The sequence below is a fragment of the Methylobacterium sp. E-045 genome (genome assembly GCF_022829685.1).
Classification (GTDB): domain Bacteria; phylum Pseudomonadota; class Alphaproteobacteria; order Rhizobiales; family Beijerinckiaceae; genus Methylobacterium.
In genome coordinates, this window is record NZ_JAKSYE010000086.1 from 154,467 (window position 1) to 173,878 (window position 19,412).

Sequence of the window (19,412 nt, forward strand, 5' to 3'; positions counted from 1 at the left end):
GCTTCCCGGTCAGAGGGGGCCGATCAAGGCATTCACCGATCAAGGCTTGGCGATGTGCCACGCGCCATTGAGGAAGCCGTCGCCGGTGATGTCGCCGGGCTTGGTGTCCTTGGCAAAGGTGTAGAGCGGCTTGCCCTTGTAGGCCCACTGCATCGTGCCGTCGTCCCGCGTCACCATCGTCCAGTCGCCGCTGGCGGCCGAGCCGGAGGCGGCCATCAGGGCCGGCCAGTTGGTGGCGCAGGGGCCGTTGCACATCGACTTGCCGCCCATGTCCTTGTCGAAGGTGTAGAGGGTCATGCTCTTGGCATCGACGAGCGCCGGCCCCTTGGCGGTCTCGGCCGTCATGGCAGGCGCGGCGGCCTGGGCGGCCAAGGCGGAGAAGGCGACAGCCGCGAAGGCGCCGCGGATCAGCAGAGTGCGCATGGGTGAGGTCTCCCGCGGTCGAGCATGACCGCATCGGGAGGGATGCCGAAGAGGCGCCTCTATTCCACGCGTCTTCTCGACGACAGATCACGAAGGCGTGAACGGGCTCTCAGCCACATCCGCGGAATAAAGCCGCGCCCCAGGCATCCTTCCCATCGACACCGGATCAAAAGGAAGCCGCATGCGCGGAGCACTGGGATTTGCCGTGACGGCGGCGCTGATGGCGAGCGGCCTCGTCGGCGGCCGGATGATGATGCGCCCGACCTTGGCCGCCACCGAGCCAGCGGCAGCTCCGTCTGCGTCCTTCGACGCGATGATGGCGCAGTCGATGGCGCAGATGCATGCCGACATGATGGTCCCGCCCTCGGGCGACCCCGACCGCGACTTCGCCGCGATGATGATCCCGCACCACGAAGGCGCGATCGCGATGGCGAAGGCGGAGCTGCTCCACGGCGAGGATCCGGTCCTGCGCCGCCTCGCGCAGGGGATCGTCGTCGAGCAGGGCCAGGAGATCGATGTGATGCGCCGCGCGCTCGCCGATCGCCTCGCGATGCCGGGTCGGGCCGCCGGCGCCCCTCCCGTTCACCACCATGGCGCGGCACCTGCCGCCGAGATGCCTTCGGAGCACCGCCGATGAAGACCGCCCTGACCGTTCTCGCCCTTGTGCTGCTCTCCGGCTCGGCCTTCGCCGGGCAGGCTCCAGGCCCCGCCTCGGCGCCCGACGTGCCCATCAGCAGCAAAGACCGGTTCTACACCTCCGATCAGTTCTCCAATACGGTCTCTGTGGTCGATCCCGCCGCCAACACCCTGCTCGGGGTGATCCGGCTCGGCGACCCGACGCCGACAAACCTGAGCCCGCTCTATCGCGGGCAGCTTCTGGTTCACGGCATGGGCTTCTCGCCGGACCACAGGACCCTGCTCGCGGTCTCGATCGGTTCGAACTCCGTGAGCTTCATCGACACGGCGACCAACGCGGTCCGCCACACCGCCTATGTCGGCCGCTCGCCGCACGAAGCCTTCTTCACGCCGGACGGCCGAGAGGTCTGGGTGAGCGTGCGCGGCGAGGACTATATCGCCGTGCTCGATGCCGCGACCGCCATGGAGACCCGCCGGATCACCGTACCGAACGGGCCGGGCATGACGATCTTCTCGCCGGACGGCACCTACGGTTACGTCTGCTCCAGCTTCAGCCCCGAGACCGTCGTCATCGACACCAAGACCCACGCCATCGTCGGCCGCGTGAAGCAGGAGAGTCCGTTCTGCCCCGACATCGCCGCCACGCCGGACGGCAAGCAGGTGTGGTTCACCCTCAAGGATGTCGGCCGGACCCAGGTGTTTTCGGCGCGTCCGCCATTCGCGCCGCTGAAGACGATCGAGACCGGGCCGATCACCAACCACGTCAACATCGTCTCGACCAAGGCCGGCCAGTTCGCCTACGTGACGATTGGCGGCCTGAACCAGGTCAAGGTGTTCCGCACCGACGATTTCTCCCAGCTCGCAACGATCCCGACCGGCGCCCTGCCGCACGGGCTCTGGCCCTCGGGCGACGGCAGCCGCGTCTATGTCGGTCTGGAGAACGCCGACAAGGCCGCGGTGATCGACACCGCGTCGAACACGGTGATCGCCGAGGTGCCGATCGGGCAGGGTCCGCAGGGCGTCGCCTACGTCCCGAACGCCGTACCGGAGGGCGACGGAATGCAAAACCTGCAGCCGCTGGGGGCCGCAGGCCAGACCAGTGCGCTGACGCTCGCGGGCAGCGACGGCAAGCCGGCGACGCAGGTCACCCTGTTCGACCAGGGCGTGCTGCAGACGCTGCAGGCCGCGATCACGGGACTGGCGCCGAAGATGCCGTTCGTGCTGGCGCTGTCCGCAGATCCGAAGGGCGCGACCGGCCTGGAGCCACTCGCCGCCTTCACCACCAACCCGGCCGGCGCGGCCATCGTCAACGCGATCGGCCCGATCCGGCAAGTCACCCGCAAGGACGCCGGCCCGAGCCGCCGTTACCTCGTGGTCGCGGCGGGCAAGCCCGGCAAACTCGGCGGCGTCGTGCAGGTGCAGATCACGGATTAATCGAGCGGTGTCGCCAGTCCGGAAGGCGAACATCTCAAACAATGCCTCCGTGACGCGAGCCCAGCCTCGATGTCTGCTTTCGAGAACAGCGTCAGCCCGCTTCTATGGCGTAGTTGGGTCGGATGCGGAATGTCCGCTTGCGGGCGGCCGGTTACCTTCCGCATTCCACCCCAAGCTGACCTCGCGAATGGGTACCAAGCGTCAGGTTTCGACCACTAGGGCGTGTCATCGCTTGAGCCAATCGAGGGCGGCGGCGAGGTAGAGGACGCCCATGAAGCTGACGGCGGTCTTCTCGTAGCGGGTGGCGATGGCGCGCCACTCTTTGAGCCTGGCCCAGAGGCGCTCGACCTGGTTACGGTTGTTGTAGATCCAATCCGGGCAGGCCACGGGCGCTTCGTGGCGCTGAGGCGGGATCGCAGGCCGAGCGCCCATGTCCCAGATGTGTTCGCGAAAGACGTGGCTGGTATAGCCGCGGTCTCCCACGACCCATTTGGGCACCCCCGGCAGTTGATCGAGCAGGGGAACAGCGTGAGGGAGTTCATGGGCCTGACCGGGCGCCAGCCGGAAGGCGATGGCGCGGCCCTGCCCGTCGGCGATCACGCAAGCCTTGGTACTATCGCCGCCACGCGAGCGGCCAAGAGCTTCACGAGCGTCTCGCTCGGCCGCAGATCCCCCCTTTTGGCGGCTCCCGCCGCCTTTTGGTGCGCCCGCACGTTCGTGCCGTCGAGGAACACCATGCCGAGTTGGACGCCGCGTTCCTGCACAAGGTGAAGAAGCCGCTCCCAGACGCCGGCACGCGACCAGCGGATGAAGATCTGGGCGGCCCGCCACCAGGGTCCCAATTCCTCGGGAATGGCCCGCCATTTGGCCCCGTTCTGATGCCGCCAGAGAATGGCCGAGAGCGTGCGCTGCAGATCCTGCGGAGGCGTTTTGGCCTTGGGCCGGCAGGCTTCAACCAGAGGCTCCAGATCAGCCCATTGCGCGTCGCTCAGCATCGTCCCTCCTCCATCAGAGAGACGAAAACGCAAGCCCAGCCAATCTGTTCAGGCGACGACAGGCCCTAGGGGCCCGCATCCACGGGACCTACGGAAACGTCGCCAGGCAACCGGGCTTCAAGGACGCAAAAGAAACCTATGTTATGCGGCAACCTACCGGCCAGGCCGGCCTTTGGTATCCATGCCCCTGCCTGACACCGCCGATGCCCCCCATGTCCTCGTGGTCGACGACGACGCCCTCATCTTGATGGATGTGTCCGACATCCTGGAGGATGCCGGTTTCGTGGTTCTTGAGGCGATGAACGTCGCCCAGGCGATGCGGGTGCTAGACGAGCACCACGGCAAGGTGCAGCTGCTGTTCACGGACGTGCAGATGCCCGGCCCGGACAACGGCTTCGACCTGGCGCGGCGGACGGCCGTGACGTGGCCCCACATCGCCATCGTGGTCGCCTCCGGCAATGTGCGACCTGAACCCGGGGACCTGCCCTATGGGGCGACGTTCATCGGGAAGCCGTTCAGCCCCTCCTTGGTCCGGCACCACGTGCGCGAGACGATGCCGCCGGAGAAGCACCCCGGGCCCCTTCGGAGGTAAGCCCGGGATCGGTTGGCCGGAGCCCCATGCCTCCTCCCGGCTCTCCTCGATCATCGACCGGATGCGAGCGACCCTCGATGTCGGGTTAGGCGAGGTCTTCGAGAATGTCGGAGACCAACCTGCCTACCTTCGGCTCGTCTTCGACCACCAGCATGGTCTCGTCCTCGTTGTCATTCCGCGGCCAAGGGCATCGTGTGCCCCTCGACGGATTCCGGCCGCATGTCGGATCTCGGCAGTCCCCATCCCTTCACCAGCCCGTACACTGCCGGGATCACGACGAGGGTCAGGACGGTCGACGACACCATGCCGCCGATCATCGGCACCGCGATGCGCTGCATGACCTCGGAGCCCGAGCCGGTGCTCCACAGGATGGGTAACAGCCCGGCCATGATGGCGACCACGGTCATCATCTTGGGCCGCACCCGCTCGACCGCGCCGACCATGATCGCCCGCCTCAGGTCATTTCGCGATAGGGGCCGGCCCTCCCGCTCGCACTCCGTCCGGACCTCGGCCAGCGCATGGTCGAGGTAGACCAGCATGATCACCCCGGTCTCGGCGGCGACCCCGGCGAGCGCGATGAAGCCCACGGCCACGGCGACCGACAGGTTGAAGCCGAGCCACCACATCAGCCAGACGCCGCCGACCAGGGCGAAGGGCAGCGACAGCATCACGATGAGGGTCTCGGTCAGGCGCCGGAAGTTCAGGTAGAGCAGCAGGAACACGGTCAGGAGGGTCAGGGGCACCACGATCTTGAGCCGGGCCGTCGCGCGGTCGAGGTACTCGACCTGCCCGCTCCACTGGAGGGTGGTCCCCGGCGGCAGGCTCACCTCGCCGGCCACCGCCGCTCGCGCCTCGGCCACGTAGCCGCCAAGGTCGCGTCCGGTGACATCGACGTAGATGAAGACCGCGAGTTGCCCGTTCTCGGTCCGGATCTGGGTCGGGCCCCGGGTCAGCGCGACCTTGGCGACCTCACCCAAGGGGACCGTGCCTCCGCCCGCGATGGGTACCTGCACCTCGGTCGCGATGGATTGTGGGCTCGACCGGAAGGCGCGCGGGTAGCGAACGTTCACGGTGTAGCGCTCGCGGCCCTCGACGGTGTTGGTCACGCTCTCACCGCCGAGCGCCATGGCGATCACGTCCTGAACCTCGCCGACCGTTAGGCCGTAGCGGCCCAGAACCTCACGGTCCGGCGTGATGTCGAGGAAGTACCCGCCCTGGACGCGCTCGGCATAGGCGCTCGACGTGCCCGGCACCGCCTTCACCACCGCCTCGACCCGGCGGGCGACCTTCTCCATCTCGGCGAGGTCGGTTCCGAGCACCTTGATGCCGACGGGGGTTCGGATGCCGGTGGCGAGCATGTCGATGCGGGCGCGGATTGGCTGGGTCCAGGCGTTCGAGACGCCCGGGAACTGGAGCGCGGCATCCATCTCGGCCTTGAGGCTCGCCAACGTCACGCCCGGGCGCCACTCCGCCTTCGGCTTCAGGTTGACGATGGTCTCGAACATCTCGGAGGGCGCCGGGTCCGTGGCCGTGTTGGCCCGGCCCGCCTTGCCGTACACAGACAGGACTTCCGGGAAGCTCTTCAGGATGGTGTCCTGTCTCCCTAAAAGCTCTCCGGCCTTGGTCACCGAGATGCCCGGCAGGGTGGTCGGCATGTACATCAGGGTGCCCTCGTCGAGGTCGGGCATGAACTCGGACCCGAGCTGCAGGGCCGGCCAGACCGAGGCGCCTAGAACGCCCAGCGCGATCAGGATGGTCAGCACCCGCGCCCGCAGGACGCCGGCGATGATGGGACGGTAGAGCCAGATCAGGAGCCGGTTCACCGGGTTGCGGTGTTCGGGCACGATGCGGCCGCGCACGAACAGGACCATCAGGGCCGGAACCAGCGTCACCGACAGCACCGCCGCCGCCGCCATCGCGAACGTCTTAGTAAAGGCCAGCGGCCCGAACAGACGCCCTTCCTGGCTCTCCAGGGTGAAGATGGGCAGGAAGCTGACCGTGATGATGAGGAGCGAGAAGAACAGCGAGGGACCGACCTCGGAGGCGGCCTCTATCAGGACCTGGACCCGGGGCTTGCCGGGGTCCGCCCGCTCCAGGTGCTTGTGGGCGTTCTCGATCATGACGATGGCGGCGTCGATCATGGCGCCGACCGCGATGGCGATGCCGCCCAGGCTCATGATGTTGGCGCCCAAGCGCAGCGCCTTCATGCCCGCGAACGCCATCAGGATGCCGACCGGCAGCATCAGGATGGCCACCAGCGCGCTGCGCACGTGGAGCAGGAAGACGACGCAGACGAGAGCGACGATGGCGCTCTCCTCGATCAGGGTGCCCTTGAGGGTCTCGATGGCCGCCTCGATCAGGTGCGAGCGGTCGTAGACGGGCAGGATCTCGGTGCCCTTCGGCAGGCTGGCGGCGACTTCGGCGAGGCGCGCCTTGGCGCTCGCGATGACGTCGAGGGCGTTCGCCCTGAAGCGCTGGAGGATGATGCCGCCGGCGACCTCGCCGTCCCCGTTCATCTCGGTGATGCCGCGGCGCTCGTCGGGACCGAGCTCGACCCGGGCGACGTCCTTCACCCGCAGGGGTGTGCCCGCCTCCGTCCTCAGGACGATGCTCCCGATGTCGGCGACGCTCTTGAGGTACCCGCGGCCACGGACGACGAACTCGAACTCGGACAACTCGACGGTGCGGCCGCCGACGTCGGCGTTGCTCGACCTGATGGCCTCCCGGAGCTTGGACATGGTGATGCCCTGCGCCCGCAGTCGGTTCGGATCGACGACGACGTTGTACTGCTTCACGAAGCCGCCGACGCCGGCGACCTCGGCCACGCCCTCGGCGCGGGACGCCCCGAAGCGGACGACCCAGTCCTGGAGCGAGCGGAGTTCGGCCAGCGACCGCTCCTTGGCGACCACGACGTACTGATAGACCCAGCCCACCCCTGTCGCGTCCGGTCCCAGCGTCGGGGTCACCCCTGCCGGTAGGCGCTTGGCCACCGTGTTGAGGTATTCGAGCACCCGGCTGCGGGCCCAGTACGGGTCGGTGCCGTCCTCGAAGATGACGTAGACGAACGAGACCCCGAAGAACGAGAACCCCCTCACCACCTTCGACCGCGGCACCGTCAGCATGGCCGTGGTCAGCGGGTAGGTGACCTGATCCTCGATGACCTGGGGCGCCTGCCCGGGGTACTCGGTGTAGACGATGGTCTGGACGTCCGAGAGGTCCGGGATCGCGTCGAGCGGCAGGGTCCTCAGGGCGTAGAGCCCGGCTCCCACCGCGAACACGGTCCCGATCAGGACTAACACCAGATTCTTTGCCGACCAGGCGATGAGGCGGGAGATCATGGCGCCTTCCCCTCGGCGGCGGCCTGCGGGCCCGGGTCGGGTTTGGGCTCCGAAAGCCCCTGCAGCGCCGCCTTCAGGTTGCTCTCGGCGTCGATCAGGAAGTTGGCCGAGGTCACCACGCGGTCGCCCGCGGCGATGCCGTCGCGGACCTCGACGTAGCCGTCGCCGCGGACGCCGAGCCTGACCGGTCGCGGTTCGAAGCGACCCTCGCCCTTGTCCAGCAGGACGACCTGTTTCGTGCCGGTGTCGATGACCGCGTCGTCGGGCACCGCGACCACCGGCCTGTCGCTGCCGGTGGCGATCGTCACGTCGGCAAACATCCCCGGGCGCAGGTCGCCGTTCGGGTTGGGCATTTCGATGCGCAGACGGGCTGTCCGGGTCCCCATGGCGAGGTGCGGGTAGATCCGGGTCACCGCGCCGGTGAAGACGCGGTCCGGGAACGTCCTGGCGCGCACGGTCGCCATCTGGCCTTCTGCCACGGCCGCCAAGTCGCGTTCGGTCACGTCGGCGAGGACCCAGACCTTGGAATGGTCGACGAGCTTGAACAGCGTGTCGCCGGACTTGGCGCGCATGCCGTCGGAGACGTTGCGCTCGACCACGACGCCGTCGCGGGGCGCCGACCAGGTGATGGTCGAGGGCACTTTTCGGGATCGCTCGATCTCGTCGATGACCTCGGGCGGGATGCCGAGGTTCTCCAGGCGCCGGCGGGCGCCCTCGTAGCCGATGCCGGTGAGGTACTGCGCAGCCGCCGCGTTCATCTCCGGCGAGAACAGGCGCAGGAGCGGCTGGCCCTTGTGCACGTGGTCGCCGGTGGTGACGGCCTCGACCTTCTCGATGAATGCGTCGGTGCGCATCGCGATGACCGAGATCCGGCGCTCGTCCTCCTCGATGGCGCCGGGCGCGCGCACCGGCATCGACAGGACGCGTCGGTCGACGACCGCCGTCCGGACCCCGGTGCGCTGTAGCTTGCCGGGCGAGATTTTCACGGTGCCGTCCTCGGTGTCCTCCCCCTCGTAGACGGGGAGGTAGTCCATCCCCATCGAGTCCTTCTTCGGGGTCGGCGAGGTGTCCGGCAGGCCCATCGGGTTGCGGTAGAAGCGCACCTTGCGGGCCCCCGCAGGCGTGGTGGCCTGACCCATGGCCATGTCGCCGTGCCCGGCGTCGGGCATCGCCTCCGCCTCGTCGGGTTCGTCGAAGCGCACCTCCTCGCTGGCGCGGACGGCGCGATAGTCGCGACCGTCCGCCGTGCGCCTCGGCTCGGAGGCGTAGTCCGGCTTCCCGTCCGGGTCCTGGTAGAAGACGACCGGTCCCGTCGCCTTCGCCGCGACCGATGCCTGTATCGGGGATGCCGGCCGGGGCGTGCTCGGCAGCCAGTGGGTGAACCCGGTCCGCGCCTGCTGGACGAGCGCCGGTACGGGGCTGCCCTCATGCCCCGCGCCATACCCCAGGGCCCCCGCCGCGAGCGCGGCGAGGGTCCCGGCCAGCCATGCCATCCGGCTCACTTGGTGGCCTTGAACACCAGCTTGTTCTCGACGGTGCCGGTCTCGCCCTGAACCTTGGCTCCGAGCGAGAGGCGCCAGCCGCCGGCCATCGTCAGCTTCGCCTTGAACCGGTAGAGGCCCGGCTCCGGCGACGGTAGCTGCTCGATCCTGGAGGTCATCTCCTCCATGCTGTCGGGCGCCATGTCGATGCGCTTGGCGAAGATGACGGCGTTCGGCACGGGCTTGGACGTGCGCTTGTCGACGAGGCGGACGTCGAGGATGGCCTCGCCCTGCTTGGCCTCGTCCTTCACCAGTTGGAACTCGTAGTCCTTGGTGTCGGCCCGGGCCGCGGTGGTCAGGGCGAGACCGAGCAGCGCAGCCGTCAGGGCGCGTGAAAACGATGTCTTGGACACGGTGGATGATCTCCTGAAAACGATGTGACCCGGGCCTTCAGGCGCGCGGGATCGGCCGGCGCAGGCGCCGGCGGCATCGGGTTCAGGCTCGGGGAGGCTCGGTGGGCGGCCCTTGCGACAGGCTGTCGAAGGAGGCGGTGACGGCCCGGGCGGGCCCCTCGATGACGGCAACGCGGCCCGGAAGTCCGACGGCGACCGGCAGGCCGGTGGCGACCTTCGCCAGGCAGAGCGCCATCAGCGGGCAGCCCTTCGAGCAATCGGGCAAGTCCGGCCGCTCCTTGGGGCAACACGGCATCTCGTCCATGGCCATCCCGGCCATGTCGTCCATGGCCTCGTCGGGCATCGCCATGACGTGACCCTGAACGGCCATCGGCGCGCGCATGCCCGCGGCGGCCGCGGATGCGGTCACCGGCGCAAGGGCGAGGCTGAGAACCGCCAGGAGCGGAAGCAGCCTGCGAAGGGCGAGCCAGAAGGTCACCGTCGGACGATGCCACATCGTAGACCGGCGAGGAAGGGACGGGACTACCGGACGCGCCAAAGGGATACGGCGAGCGCGACGTTTGCGAGGGCGAGTACGGAAAGGAGGACATAGGTCGCGTCGGCGCCCGCCTGCGTCAGCACGACGGCCCCGAGGGAGGGCGCGAGCGCCTGCGCCACCAGCCCCGGACGGGCGAGCCGGCCGACGAGCGGGGCGTAGCGCTCGGGACCGAACAGCGCGAGAGGCACCGTGCCGCGGGCAATCGAGTAGATCCCGTTGCCGGCCCCGTAGAGGACGAGCGCCAGTCCGACCACGGGCAAGCCCGCTGCCAGCATCGCGATCCCGGTCGCCACGAGAACCATCGCCGCCGTGAGGGTCCAGAGCGGGTGGTGCCGGCCCTTGCCGGCCATCTCGACGATGCGTGCCCCCACCTGGGCCGGTCCGATCAGGGCGCCGTAGGCCACGGCCGAGGTAAGAGCCACGCCACGGGCCTGAAGCAAGGTGATGAGGTGAACCGAGACCAGGGCCATCACGGTCCCGCCAAGGGTCAGCACCCCGGCCATGAGGAGGAAGGCGCGACGCTCCCGACCATCGAGACGAATGACTGGGCTCGGGCCTGCGGGTCGCGTGATCGGATGTGCGGGGGGCCGGGGGATCGCGAGCAGGACGAGCGGCAGCGTGACCGAAAGGTGCAGCCCGGCATAGGCGAGGCAGGTCCCACGCCAGCCAACCTGTTCGATCAGGAAGGCCGAGAGCGGCCAGCACACCGTGCTGGCGAAGCCGCCCCAGAGGGTCAGCGTGGTGATGGCAGGCCTTGCCTCGGCGCCGTAGAGGCGTCCGAGCGTGGCGAAGGCGGGATCGTACAGTCCGGTGCCCATGCCCAGGCCGATCAGGAGCCACCCCGCGAGGTAAGTCAGCAGGTTCGGAGCGAGGCCGAGGATGGCAAGGCCGACGGCGAGGGCGACGGCCGCGAAGGCCAGTACCGGCCGGCCGCCATGCTCGCCGATGTAGGTGCCGACCCGCGGCGAGGCCAAGCCCGCGACGAGGAGACCGAGGGACAGGCCGCCGATGACCCATCCCAGAGGCCATCCCGTATCCTTCGACATCGGCGCGGCCAGAACCGACAGCAAATAGAACGAGGAGCCCCACGTCAGGATCTGGACCACGCCCAGGGCCGAGATCACGGGCCATCGGCGCGCCGGGGCCATCGGATCGCTACCGGGCGCCGAGCACGGGTAGCCAGAGGGCCAGCGCCGCCAGGGTGACGAGCAGCACGGGCTGGGTGATGACCAGACCCACCCGCATGTACTGACCCCAGGTGATGTGCTGGCCCTTGGTGTCGAGGACGTGCAGCCAGAGCAGGGTCGCCAGACTCCCGATGGGCGTGAACTTCGGGCCGAGGTCGCAGCCGATGACGTTGGCGTAGACCATGAGCTCGCGCATCAGCGGCGAGAGATCCGGAGCCTGCTGGATGGAGAGCGCACCCACGAGCACGCTCGGCATGTTGTTCATGACCGAGGACAGGATGGCGGCGGCGAACCCGGTGCCGATGGTGGCGACGAACGGACCATGGCCCGAGAGCCAGACGAGCCCCTGCGCCAGATAGTCGGTCAGGCCGGCGTTCTTCAGGCCGTAGACCACGAGGTACATGCCGAGGCTGAAGAGCACGATCTGCCAGGGGGCCCCCGTCAGGACCTTGCGGATGGGAATGACGCGGCTGCGGTTGGCCAGCGCCAGCAAGACCAGTGCGCCGGCGCAAGTGACCACCGAGACCGGCACGCCGAACGGTGCCGTCACGAAGTAGGCGATCAGCAGCAGCCCGAGGAGCGGGAAGGCCGCCCGGAAGACCAGCGGGTCCTTGATCGCGTGGCGGGGCGCTTCGAGCTCGGCCACGGGGTACGTGGCCGGAAGGTCGCGCCGGTAGAACAGCCACAGCACCACCAGGGTCGCGGCCAGCGAGACGAGGTTCACCGGCACCATCACGGCCGCGTATCGGCTGAAGGAGATGTCGAAGAAGTTCGCCGAGACGATGTTGACGAGGTTCGAGATGACCAACGGCAGGCTGGTCGAGTCCGCGACGAACCCGCAGGCGACGATGAAGGCCAGCGCCGCCGCCGGCTTGAAGTTCAGCCGGAGCAGGATGGCGAGCACGATGGGGGTGAGCAGCAGTGCCGCGCCGTCGTTGGCGAACACCGCCGCGATCGCGGCCCCCAGCAGGATTACCAGCGGGAACAGCAGCCGTCCCCGACCCCCACCCCAGCGGGCGATGTGCAGCGCCGCCCAGTGGAAGAAGCCGGCCTCGTCGAGCAGGAGCGAGATGATGATCAGGGCGACGAAGGTGAAGGTGGCGTCCCAGACGATGTGCCAGACCACCGGGATGTCCCCGGGGTGGATGACCCCGGTGGCGAGCGCGACCGCGGCCCCGATCAGGGCGCTCCATCCGATCCCGAACCCCTTCGGCTGCCAGATGACGAAGACGAGGGTGACCACGAAGATGGCGAGGGCGAGCATCGGGACCGTTTCTTGTTCTTGGTCTTTCAGGGCGGGTCAGGCGGTAGCGACGCGGCGCCCGTGCTCGTCGACGACGCGCTCGCCATCCTCCTTGACGAACTCGCCCTGTTGGGCGGGAAGGAGGTCGAGGACCGCCTCGGAGGGGCGGCACAGGGCAACACCCAGTGGGGTGACGACCAAGGGGCGGTTCAGCAGGATCGGATGCTCGCCGATGGCATCCAGAAGCTGATCGTCCGTCAGGCTCGGGTCCGAGAGGCCGAGCTCGCCGAAGGGCGTACCCTTCTCACGGAGCAGATCACGGACCTTCACGCCCGCCCGCTCGGCAAGCTGGCGCACCAGGGTCCGGTTTGGGGGCGTCTTCAGGTACTCGACCACGTGCGGCTCGATGCCGGCGTTGCGGATGAGGGCTAGGGTATTGCGGGACGTGCCGCAATCCGGGTTGTGGTAGATCACGACGTCCATCAGGCGGTCTCCGTGCAACAGGCGGCGAGGGCAGCGACAGCCGGGGCGCAGACCTCGGGGCGTCCCTGGCAGCAGTCGCGCATCAGGAACTGGATGAGCTCGGACAGGTCCGGGTAGGCGGCGCTGTAGATGATCGAGCGCCCCTCCCGCCGGGAGGTGACCAGCCCCGAATGGCTGAGCTCCTTGAGGTGGAACGACAGGTTGGTGCCGGACACGCCGACCGCCTCGGCCAGCATGCCGGCCGCCATGCCCTCCGGCCCGGCGGTGACGAGCTGGCGCACGATGCGCAGGCGATGCTCCTGGCCGAGGGCCGCGAAGGCCGCCACGGCTTGCCGTTCGTCCATCATGATGTCAATATCTCAACCATCGTTGAAACGTAGAGGAACGAAACGTCTTGGACAAGCCCCTGCAGCCCTTCGCCGATGGAATGCCGAACCTGAGCGAGGGGCATTTCGTGGTCCCGACGACCGACGCCCTGCACGTGAAGACACCGTTCACCCACGCCCCGCGCTTCCTGATCCTGTACGGATCGCTCCGTGAGCGCTCGTTCAGCCGCCTCCTCGCCTACGAGGCCGCGCGCCTGTTGGAGGCGATGGGCGGCGAGGTGCGGATCTACGACGCGCACGGCCTGCCGCTGCCCGACGACGCCACGGCCGATCACCCGAAGGTCCAGGAACTCCGAAACCTCTCGATCTGGTCGGAGGGCCACGTCTGGGTCAGCCCCGAGCGACACGGCGCCATGACCGGGGTCATCAAGAGCCAGATCGACTGGCTGCCGCTCTCGGAGGGTTCGGTGCGCCCGACGCAGGGGCGGACGCTCGCCGTGATGCAGGTCTCCGGCGGCTCGCAGTCGTTCAACGCGGTCAACAGCCTCCGCGTGCTCGGTCGCTGGATGCGGATGATCACCATCCCGAACCAGTCCTCGGTCCCGATGGCGTACAAGGAGTTCGACGACGCCGGCCGGATGAAGCCGGGTCCGCTCTACGACCGGGTGGTCGATGTCTGCGAGGAGCTGATGAAGTTCACGCTCCTCACGCGCGAGCGATCCGACTACCTCGTCGACCGGTATTCGGAACGCAAGGAGCGCGAGCCCGAAAGGCTCAAGGCCGTCGCCGTCGACATCGGGTTCGTGAAGCGACCCTCCTGATCTGCACGTCCACGCCGACCTCTTCTACGCCATCGCCTCGCCCGGTAGGATAGCGATCCCTATTTCAAGGGCTCCACGACCGTAAGCACAAGAGTCTGAGCGCTGGGGCACGTCGGCCGCCACGATGGCGACCACGGGGGCCGTCTCGTCGGGGCGCCGACGATCGCGACGTGGACGGATCCTTCGCCAACGTCGACGGCGGTCAGCTTCACTAGGCTCAGCTGGAGCTTCCGCATGCCGCCTCGGTCAGCGAGGGGGACCGGACGGAGTGGAGCGTCCCCGAGACGTAGACGAGGTCGCGGACGTCCGTGCCCGGCGCGTCGGCCTCGGCGATGGAGGCGATCGGCTCCGCAGTCAGGAGCAGAAATTTCGCTAGGCATCACGTCCTCCTTGGCCTTGCGCCGAACGAACCCCGCCCAGGTCCGGACGGTCCCGTGCGTCGCTGTCTCCAGCACCGCCACTTCGGAGAGGGTCGACGCGGTCAGGCGGCGAGCGAGGATGGCCAGGAGTGGGATGGTCACGACGCCGCCTTCAAGACGATCGCGTCGACGTCGGCGAAGGCGCCGTCGACCTCCGCGGTGGTGATGGCGCCGGCGCCGATGCCGGCGGCGACCTGGTTGTAGACCGCCAGACAGACGCCAATGTGCCTCCGGATCTGCAGGCTCAGCACCTTCAAGCGGTCGTTCGTGAGGGGCCGATCTACCCCGTCGGCGAACGTCCACGGGTCGCTGTCCTTCCGGGCGTCGAGCAGCGTCGCGGTGACCTCGCTTAGCGTGCGCGTCAGGGCCCGCTCGTTGACGGCGACCGCCCAGCCGTCCCACGTCGTGCCGCCCGCCTCGGCCGCTAGGTGCGCCTCGTATGCGTAGGCCAGGACAGCGGCCGCGTCGGGCGGAGCCGGAGCGTTCGGATCGAGCCAGTAGCCATCGGCCTGTTGGGCCTACCTGAGCCACAGCCAGGCGCCGACCGCGTCGCAGATGACGTCGAGGGAGAGACTAACCATGTGAGATAGCGTGGACCGGGGGCGTTAAGGGGGTGAACGTCACGTGGGGCCCTGAAACATAACACCCCCCGACCCCGGGGGCCGGAGGGTGCGCTCAGGATGTGGTGCATCGCGAGGACGACGGATACGTCGACAGCCTAGAATATACCCCACCGAACAGCATCGGACAAGCAAAAAGAGGGCGAATAACGACGGTCTAGCAAGGGGTAAGCGGCGGTTCTAGACTTGGAACAACGGCGGTCCAGTAGGGGGTAGAGCCATTCCTACGACCCCCCCTGAGCGTCGACGGCCAGCCACATCCAGGGAGGGCGGCGCAGAACGTCACGGTAGTGAGCTACACCAGGGAACGGGGCGGGCGGCAGCGACGGGGAAGGTAGCAGGGGGACGACGGCGGGATGACGACCCGCGGGGAACCAGGAGGCCCGGGCCCAAGGGGACAACGGGGGCCCAGGGGCCCATATGTGGAACCAATCACCCGATTATCGTTGAGGGAGAACGGGTTACAGCGCCGAGAACGCCCGTCAGGATTTCGTCCATCTTGGCCTCCATCCACGGGCCCTTGGAGGCCGGTACGATGAAGCTATCGTGGACGGGCAGGCAGGGGATGGACGCCTTCTCGCAGGCCTTGAGGACATCCACCGCCATGGCGCTGTCTACGGCCATGCAGCGGATCCCACGGTCTGCAGCGATGTCTGCGGCGATGGGGGTGTTCCGCGCCACGACGGCCTTGAGCAGGCCGCGGGTGTAGTCCCAGCCGTGCTCCCAGTCGTCCTTGTCCATAATGGCCGCCGCTGCCGCGTTCATGGTCTTCGCGTTCAAGGCGACGTTGAGGGCGAGCTTGCCCTCGTCACGGGGGAATGTTCCCGTGACGTAGGGATCGTGGCGCAAGACGTGACCACGGGCTGCGTAGAGGATCCGCGGATGGAGGGTGGCGAAGTCCGGCTCGAAGGCCGCCTCGCCGTTGATGAGGAGCTCCCGGCGGCGTCCCTTGGGGAGGTTCTGCCACCATCCGTAGAGCCGGCCGTGGCGGTCCCAACGGCCACGGCCGAACACGCGGTAAACCTCGGGGCTCGGGGTCGGGACGACGCTGGCCCACGTCCCCTTCTCCTTGCGGTCGTTGCGGGCCCGGACAACGCGCGTGGCGTGCTCCCACCCGTCGCCCGTCGGCATCGTGACCGAGACGTTGCCGAGGTAGGCATTGATGCGGTCGAGCTCGGCCTCCAGGCGTCGCGTCTGACGTGTCGGGTCGTAGCCGATGACGTCGCCGGCCTCGTCCTTGAGGATGAGGCGGCAGCGGCGCGTCTCGTACTCGAAGGGCGCGTCGCGGAAGGCGTGGACGAGGTCGGGGGTCGCACGCAGGCGGCTCTGCATCCCGGTGGAGAGGTGGTCGCCAGGGCGGGCCCGGACCTCCTCGATCAGCCCGAGCTCGACGAGTTCAGCCACGGCGGCGAGCACGCGGTCGTAGGTGTAGGGCAGGCCCATGTACCGCGATTGACCGGCGTAGAACGCCTTGCGGCGCGAGTAGCTGACCCAGCGATCCTCGCCGGGCGCCATGTCGGCCGCGATGCACGCGGCCGCGAGGACGCTGCGCCTGGCGACGTCCTGCCTGCGATCGGGGATGTCGGGGATGCCGGCGGCCGAGAGGATGTTCTCCGGGATGCGCCAGTGGAAATCGAGGGCGCGGTCGCGCGCCTGTGCCGTGTTGAGCATGTCGTATCCATCGACACGTCAGGCACCACACCGCCGTGTCGGGACCGATGATCCGCTCGAAATTAGCCTTAGTCTATGGGTCTGTGCTTTGGAGATCCACTGATATACTTCGCGAGACCAGTAGTTCTACCGCCCCGACGGGGTGCATGATCTCACGGGGGTAAAGCATCGATTTCAGCCTCGCCCACGGCCTAACTTCGAGGCACCGGAGGATTCAGCCAACGAGCCCCGTGGACGGCTCCACGGGGCTCTAATGCGGTCGAAAATTTATTTGTGCTCGCATGCGGCCGTCGCCTGATGCCGTGAGGACATATCGAATCCGCGAACAGCTTGGTGAGCTGGTGGCTCGAACTCCTAACCCGATCGGGGTCTACCCGATGACCTCGCGGCGGCCCTGGAGCGGGCCCTGTCGGCCGTGAAGCACATCGACGCCGGTAGGATCGGAGCCGAGGCGTGATGCCCAGTGACCAGGCGTTCCTACTCACCTTCGCAGGCCTGCTGCGAGTCGGCATCCTCGCCGACCCTGTCCCGACCTACCGGGCATGCCGATCGGCTTGCGCCGCCCTTGGGGACGCATCCGTGCCCGTTGACTACACCTGACCGATTCGCGCGGTCCGCTTAGTCCACGAGGAGGATTGGGAGAGTCGGCTGAGGCCCACCCCAACCGCGGCCGCCGTGCGGGCCACGCTGGCGAGCGAGGGCGTGGAGAGCGTCCTGGCACGGTGGGGCGGGCGCTACCGAGGCAAACTCATCGCGGCAGCGAACCGCGCCGCGCGCAGGTCACCGCCCGCCAGACATTCCCTTACGTGTCCGGGATCGGGGGCACGTCCGGAGGCGTCGCCTGCGTGTAGGTGACGGTCTGCACCGTGTAGTCGGGCGTGCCTGAGAAGCTGATGCCCAAGCCGGCGTAAAACCCCATCACGGAGTGGAGCGCGCTCAGGGACGACTTCCTCATCTCGACGGCGACCATGGTCCTCTGGGACAGGCCGACGCGTCGGGAAATTTCGTCCTGCGTCAGGCCGACGAGGGTCCGCGCGGCGCGCAGCTGCATTGGGGAGGGATACACGACGAGGCACTCCGAGCCGGATTCGATGGAAGGCCATTATCACCAAAGCGCCCGAAACGTGCAATGACGGCACATCGACTCGCGTTCTCAGAAGAAGGTGATATCCTCCGATTCGTGCCGACATCGCCGGATCCACTGGCGAAAAAAATGGCCCCGGAAGCGCGCGAACGCCGCCGAGGCCTGGTCAGCCACAGGAGCATCCCCGTGACCGAACCGTGCACCCACCTTACCACCACGACCGCCCCGAACGGTAGCCTCGCCGCGTCCCTCGCCCAGGGAATTTCGCAGTACGCCGAGCGCTTCGAGGAGGCCTCGGTCCTTGAGATCGCGGCGGCCATGAGCGTCGAGGATCCCCACGCGGCGCGGTCGTTCCTCCTGGAGCGCACTGCCGAGCCGGCGTTCCCGATGCTGCGCAGGAGCGTCCTCGGTACGATCGAGCTCCGGATCGAGGCCGCCAAAGCCGCTGCGCGTGACCGCCTCCTCCTGGTGACCGGCGACGACGCGCCGGGCGGGAAGAACGACAAGGCGCGCGAGGCGATCTTCCGCCGGGACCCGGGCGCATTTCTGCCGGGCGCCGAGGTCAGCAAAGTCCGCCCGTTCGCCCGGGCCTTCTGGCACGTCCTGATCGACGGGAAGGACGTGCCCTGCGTCTACGTCTGCCGGGCCGCCGTCGTGAGCGACCTGCACGACATGGTCGAATGCCTGGCCGGGAACAGACAGTACGAGCGGGGCATCGTCATCGGTGCGCCCGAGACCGCACGGGACATCGCCGGCCTACTGCCCCCGAACATCGCCTTCGTGGCCGTACCCCTCGCCACCGACGGGAGGCGCGCGTGAACGCCATCGTCCGCATCCCGGCCGCGCCGGCGATCTCGATCTTCCGCTTCGACAACCACGACATCCGCGTCGTGGAGATCGACGGGCAGCCCTGGTTCGTCGGCGCCGACGTCTGCAAGGCCGCCCGCCTCTCGAACCCGTCCGTCTCGCTCAAGGCGCTCGACGAGGACGAGAGGGCTAAGATCTTCTTAGGGCATCCCCAGGGCGAGGTCCTGGTCATCACCGAGGGCGGTCTCTACACCCTGCTGATGCGCAGCCAGCGTGCCCTCGTGAAGGGCGCGACGGCATGGCGGTTCCGTCGGTGGGCGATGAACGAGGTCCTCCCCGAGATCCGGCGGACCGGTTCCTACGCCGTGGCACCCGCCCCGACGCCGGTCGCGATCCCCGAGGACCTCGACGAGAACAGGGTGCTGAGGAGGATGCTCCTGGCCCGGATGGATCGGGAGGACGCCCTCGTCGAGCGCCTCGTCATCACAGACCAGGAGCTCATCGACACCTCTCGCCAGCTCACCGCCTCGCAGCGGCAGGTACAGCGGGCCCTGCCGGCGGTGGAGTGCGTCGAGCGGTTCACCGAGAGCGAGGATCTCTACAGCCTCCAGGCCGGTGGCAAGGCCCTCGGGCAAAAGCCGAACAAGTTCATCGCTTGGCTGAAGGAGCGCGGCGACCTGTTGGATCTGAACAGGTCGAACCTCCCCCGGCAGGACCTCATCGACCGTGCCCCGTTCCGCGTCCGGATCGAGGAGTACGGCGGCAAGCCCCGTGCGACGCCAAAGATGACGTCGAAGGGCATCCTCCACTACGGACGCGAGCTCTGCGTCTCCGTCGACTGGCGGGCCGCACGGGAGCCCGACCTGTTCGACTGACACCCCTCAGACTCTGAGTGGTGACG

19 protein-coding genes are annotated in these 19,412 nt (G+C 68.2%); 6 read left to right on the forward strand and 13 right to left on the reverse strand.

Going from position 1 to position 19,412, the window contains the following annotated elements:
* Window positions 1-39: 39 nt before the first annotated feature.
* Window positions 40-423: a hypothetical protein gene (locus MKK51_RS16210; protein WP_147840841.1), complete on the reverse strand. Its 384-nt coding sequence runs from the start codon at window positions 421-423 to the stop codon at window positions 40-42.
* A gap of 181 nt (window positions 424-604) precedes the next feature.
* On the opposite strand from MKK51_RS16210, the gene MKK51_RS16215 reads away from it, so the two are divergent.
* Together MKK51_RS16215 and MKK51_RS16220 are read left to right on the forward strand one after the other, a co-directional pair.
* The gene (locus tag MKK51_RS16215; protein ID WP_147840842.1) at window positions 605-1,060 is read left to right on the forward strand and encodes a DUF305 domain-containing protein; all 456 of its coding nucleotides are present in this window, start codon (window positions 605-607) and stop codon (window positions 1,058-1,060) included.
* Window positions 1,057-2,493, forward strand: coding sequence for a YncE family protein (locus MKK51_RS16220; protein ID WP_147840843.1), 1,437 nt, complete (start codon window positions 1,057-1,059; stop codon window positions 2,491-2,493). The genes MKK51_RS16215 and MKK51_RS16220 overlap by 4 nt, the downstream gene beginning before the upstream one ends.
* Window positions 2,494-2,718: 225 nt before the next feature.
* Here MKK51_RS16220 and MKK51_RS16225 read toward each other — a convergent pair.
* Window positions 2,719-3,488 (reverse strand): IS5 family transposase gene (locus MKK51_RS16225; RefSeq protein WP_147840844.1). Its coding sequence is split into 2 segments (ribosomal slippage): window positions 2,719-3,173 and window positions 3,173-3,488, totalling 771 coding nucleotides; the frame shifts between segments, so codons are not numbered across the junction.
* Between the two features lie 181 nt (window positions 3,489-3,669).
* Between MKK51_RS16225 and MKK51_RS16230 the strand changes: the two genes are divergently transcribed.
* Window positions 3,670-4,080, forward strand: coding sequence for a response regulator (locus tag MKK51_RS16230; RefSeq protein WP_187275330.1), 411 nt, complete (start codon window positions 3,670-3,672; stop codon window positions 4,078-4,080).
* Between the two features lie 170 nt (window positions 4,081-4,250).
* Here the strand turns inward: MKK51_RS16230 and MKK51_RS16235 are convergent, their stop codons facing one another.
* From MKK51_RS16235 to MKK51_RS16270, 8 genes are all read right to left on the reverse strand, one after another.
* Window positions 4,251-7,418, reverse strand: coding sequence for an efflux RND transporter permease subunit (locus MKK51_RS16235; RefSeq protein ID WP_243978899.1), 3,168 nt, complete (start codon window positions 7,416-7,418; stop codon window positions 4,251-4,253).
* Window positions 7,415-8,920, reverse strand: coding sequence for an efflux RND transporter periplasmic adaptor subunit (locus MKK51_RS16240; RefSeq protein WP_147840847.1), 1,506 nt, complete (start codon window positions 8,918-8,920; stop codon window positions 7,415-7,417). Before MKK51_RS16240 ends, MKK51_RS16235 begins: the two co-directional genes overlap by 4 nt.
* A complete protein-coding gene (locus MKK51_RS16245) occupies window positions 8,917-9,312 on the reverse strand; it encodes a FixH family protein (protein ID WP_056251379.1) in 396 nt (131 codons plus the stop codon). The genes MKK51_RS16240 and MKK51_RS16245 overlap by 4 nt, the downstream gene beginning before the upstream one ends.
* Window positions 9,313-9,394: 82 nt before the next feature.
* On the reverse strand, window positions 9,395-9,790 hold the full coding sequence (locus MKK51_RS16250) for a hypothetical protein (RefSeq protein ID WP_147840870.1): 396 nt from the start codon (window positions 9,788-9,790) through the stop codon (window positions 9,395-9,397).
* A gap of 44 nt (window positions 9,791-9,834) precedes the next feature.
* On the reverse strand, window positions 9,835-10,998 hold the full coding sequence (locus MKK51_RS16255) for an MFS transporter (RefSeq protein WP_147840848.1): 1,164 nt from the start codon (window positions 10,996-10,998) through the stop codon (window positions 9,835-9,837).
* Between the two features lie 7 nt (window positions 10,999-11,005).
* A complete protein-coding gene (locus MKK51_RS16260) occupies window positions 11,006-12,301 on the reverse strand; it encodes an arsenic transporter (protein WP_147840849.1) in 1,296 nt (431 codons plus the stop codon).
* 36 nt (window positions 12,302-12,337) lie between these two features.
* Entirely contained in the window at window positions 12,338-12,763 is a 426-nt protein-coding gene (arsC, locus tag MKK51_RS16265) for an arsenate reductase (glutaredoxin) (RefSeq protein ID WP_055959023.1), read from the reverse strand.
* Window positions 12,763-13,110 (reverse strand): ArsR/SmtB family transcription factor, encoded by a 348-nt coding sequence (locus tag MKK51_RS16270; protein ID WP_056251363.1) that lies wholly within the window; start codon window positions 13,108-13,110, stop codon window positions 12,763-12,765. The genes arsC and MKK51_RS16270 overlap by 1 nt, the downstream gene beginning before the upstream one ends.
* 47 nt (window positions 13,111-13,157) lie before the next feature.
* Here MKK51_RS16270 and arsH point away from each other — a divergent pair, with 47 nt between their 5' ends.
* Window positions 13,158-13,910, forward strand: a complete 753-nt coding sequence (gene arsH / locus MKK51_RS16275) for an arsenical resistance protein ArsH (protein ID WP_147840850.1) — start codon at window positions 13,158-13,160, stop codon at window positions 13,908-13,910.
* A 517-nt stretch (window positions 13,911-14,427) separates the two neighbouring features.
* Here the strand turns inward: arsH and MKK51_RS16280 are convergent.
* The 3 genes from MKK51_RS16280 to MKK51_RS16290 all read right to left on the reverse strand — a co-directional run bounded on the left by MKK51_RS16280 (window position 14,428) and on the right by MKK51_RS16290 (window position 17,686).
* A complete protein-coding gene (locus MKK51_RS16280; protein ID WP_156629667.1) occupies window positions 14,428-14,586 on the reverse strand; it encodes a hypothetical protein in 159 nt (52 codons plus the stop codon).
* Window positions 14,587-15,381: 795 nt separating this feature from the next.
* Window positions 15,382-16,620 carry a hypothetical protein gene (locus tag MKK51_RS16285; protein ID WP_147840851.1) on the reverse strand — a complete coding sequence of 413 codons (1,239 nt, stop codon included), beginning with the start codon at window positions 16,618-16,620 and terminating at the stop codon, window positions 15,382-15,384.
* An 802-nt stretch (window positions 16,621-17,422) separates the two neighbouring features.
* Entirely contained in the window at window positions 17,423-17,686 is a 264-nt protein-coding gene (locus MKK51_RS16290; protein ID WP_147840852.1) for a helix-turn-helix transcriptional regulator, read from the reverse strand.
* 204 nt (window positions 17,687-17,890) lie between these two features.
* On the opposite strand from MKK51_RS16290, the gene MKK51_RS27395 reads away from it, so the two are divergent.
* The gene (locus MKK51_RS27395) at window positions 17,891-18,523 is read left to right on the forward strand and encodes a hypothetical protein (RefSeq protein ID WP_243978901.1); all 633 of its coding nucleotides are present in this window, start codon (window positions 17,891-17,893) and stop codon (window positions 18,521-18,523) included.
* Window positions 18,520-19,386 carry a BRO family protein gene (locus MKK51_RS16300; RefSeq protein ID WP_187275331.1) on the forward strand — a complete coding sequence of 289 codons (867 nt, stop codon included), beginning with the start codon at window positions 18,520-18,522 and terminating at the stop codon, window positions 19,384-19,386. Before MKK51_RS27395 ends, MKK51_RS16300 begins: the two co-directional genes overlap by 4 nt.
* Window positions 19,387-19,412: the final 26 nt, after the last annotated feature.

Bases quoted from the DNA above. Each gene is read 5' to 3' on its own strand.
- MKK51_RS16210 (WP_147840841.1), bottom strand. From the start codon at position 423: ATGCGCACTCTGCTGATCCGCGGCGCCTTCGCGGCTGTCGCCTTCTCC.
- MKK51_RS16215 (WP_147840842.1), top strand. From the start codon at position 605: ATGCGCGGAGCACTGGGATTTGCCGTGACGGCGGCGCTGATGGCGAGC.
- MKK51_RS16220 (WP_147840843.1), top strand. From the start codon at position 1,057: ATGAAGACCGCCCTGACCGTTCTCGCCCTTGTGCTGCTCTCCGGCTCG.
- MKK51_RS16230 (WP_187275330.1), top strand. From the start codon at position 3,670: ATGCCCCTGCCTGACACCGCCGATGCCCCCCATGTCCTCGTGGTCGAC.
- MKK51_RS16235 (WP_243978899.1), bottom strand. From the start codon at position 7,418: ATGATCTCCCGCCTCATCGCCTGGTCGGCAAAGAATCTGGTGTTAGTC.
- MKK51_RS16255 (WP_147840848.1), bottom strand. From the start codon at position 10,998: ATGGCCCCGGCGCGCCGATGGCCCGTGATCTCGGCCCTGGGCGTGGTC.
- MKK51_RS16260 (WP_147840849.1), bottom strand. From the start codon at position 12,301: ATGCTCGCCCTCGCCATCTTCGTGGTCACCCTCGTCTTCGTCATCTGG.
- arsC (WP_055959023.1), bottom strand. From the start codon at position 12,763: ATGGACGTCGTGATCTACCACAACCCGGATTGCGGCACGTCCCGCAAT.
- MKK51_RS16270 (WP_056251363.1), bottom strand. From the start codon at position 13,110: ATGATGGACGAACGGCAAGCCGTGGCGGCCTTCGCGGCCCTCGGCCAG.
- MKK51_RS16285 (WP_147840851.1), bottom strand. From the start codon at position 16,620: ATGCTCAACACGGCACAGGCGCGCGACCGCGCCCTCGATTTCCACTGG.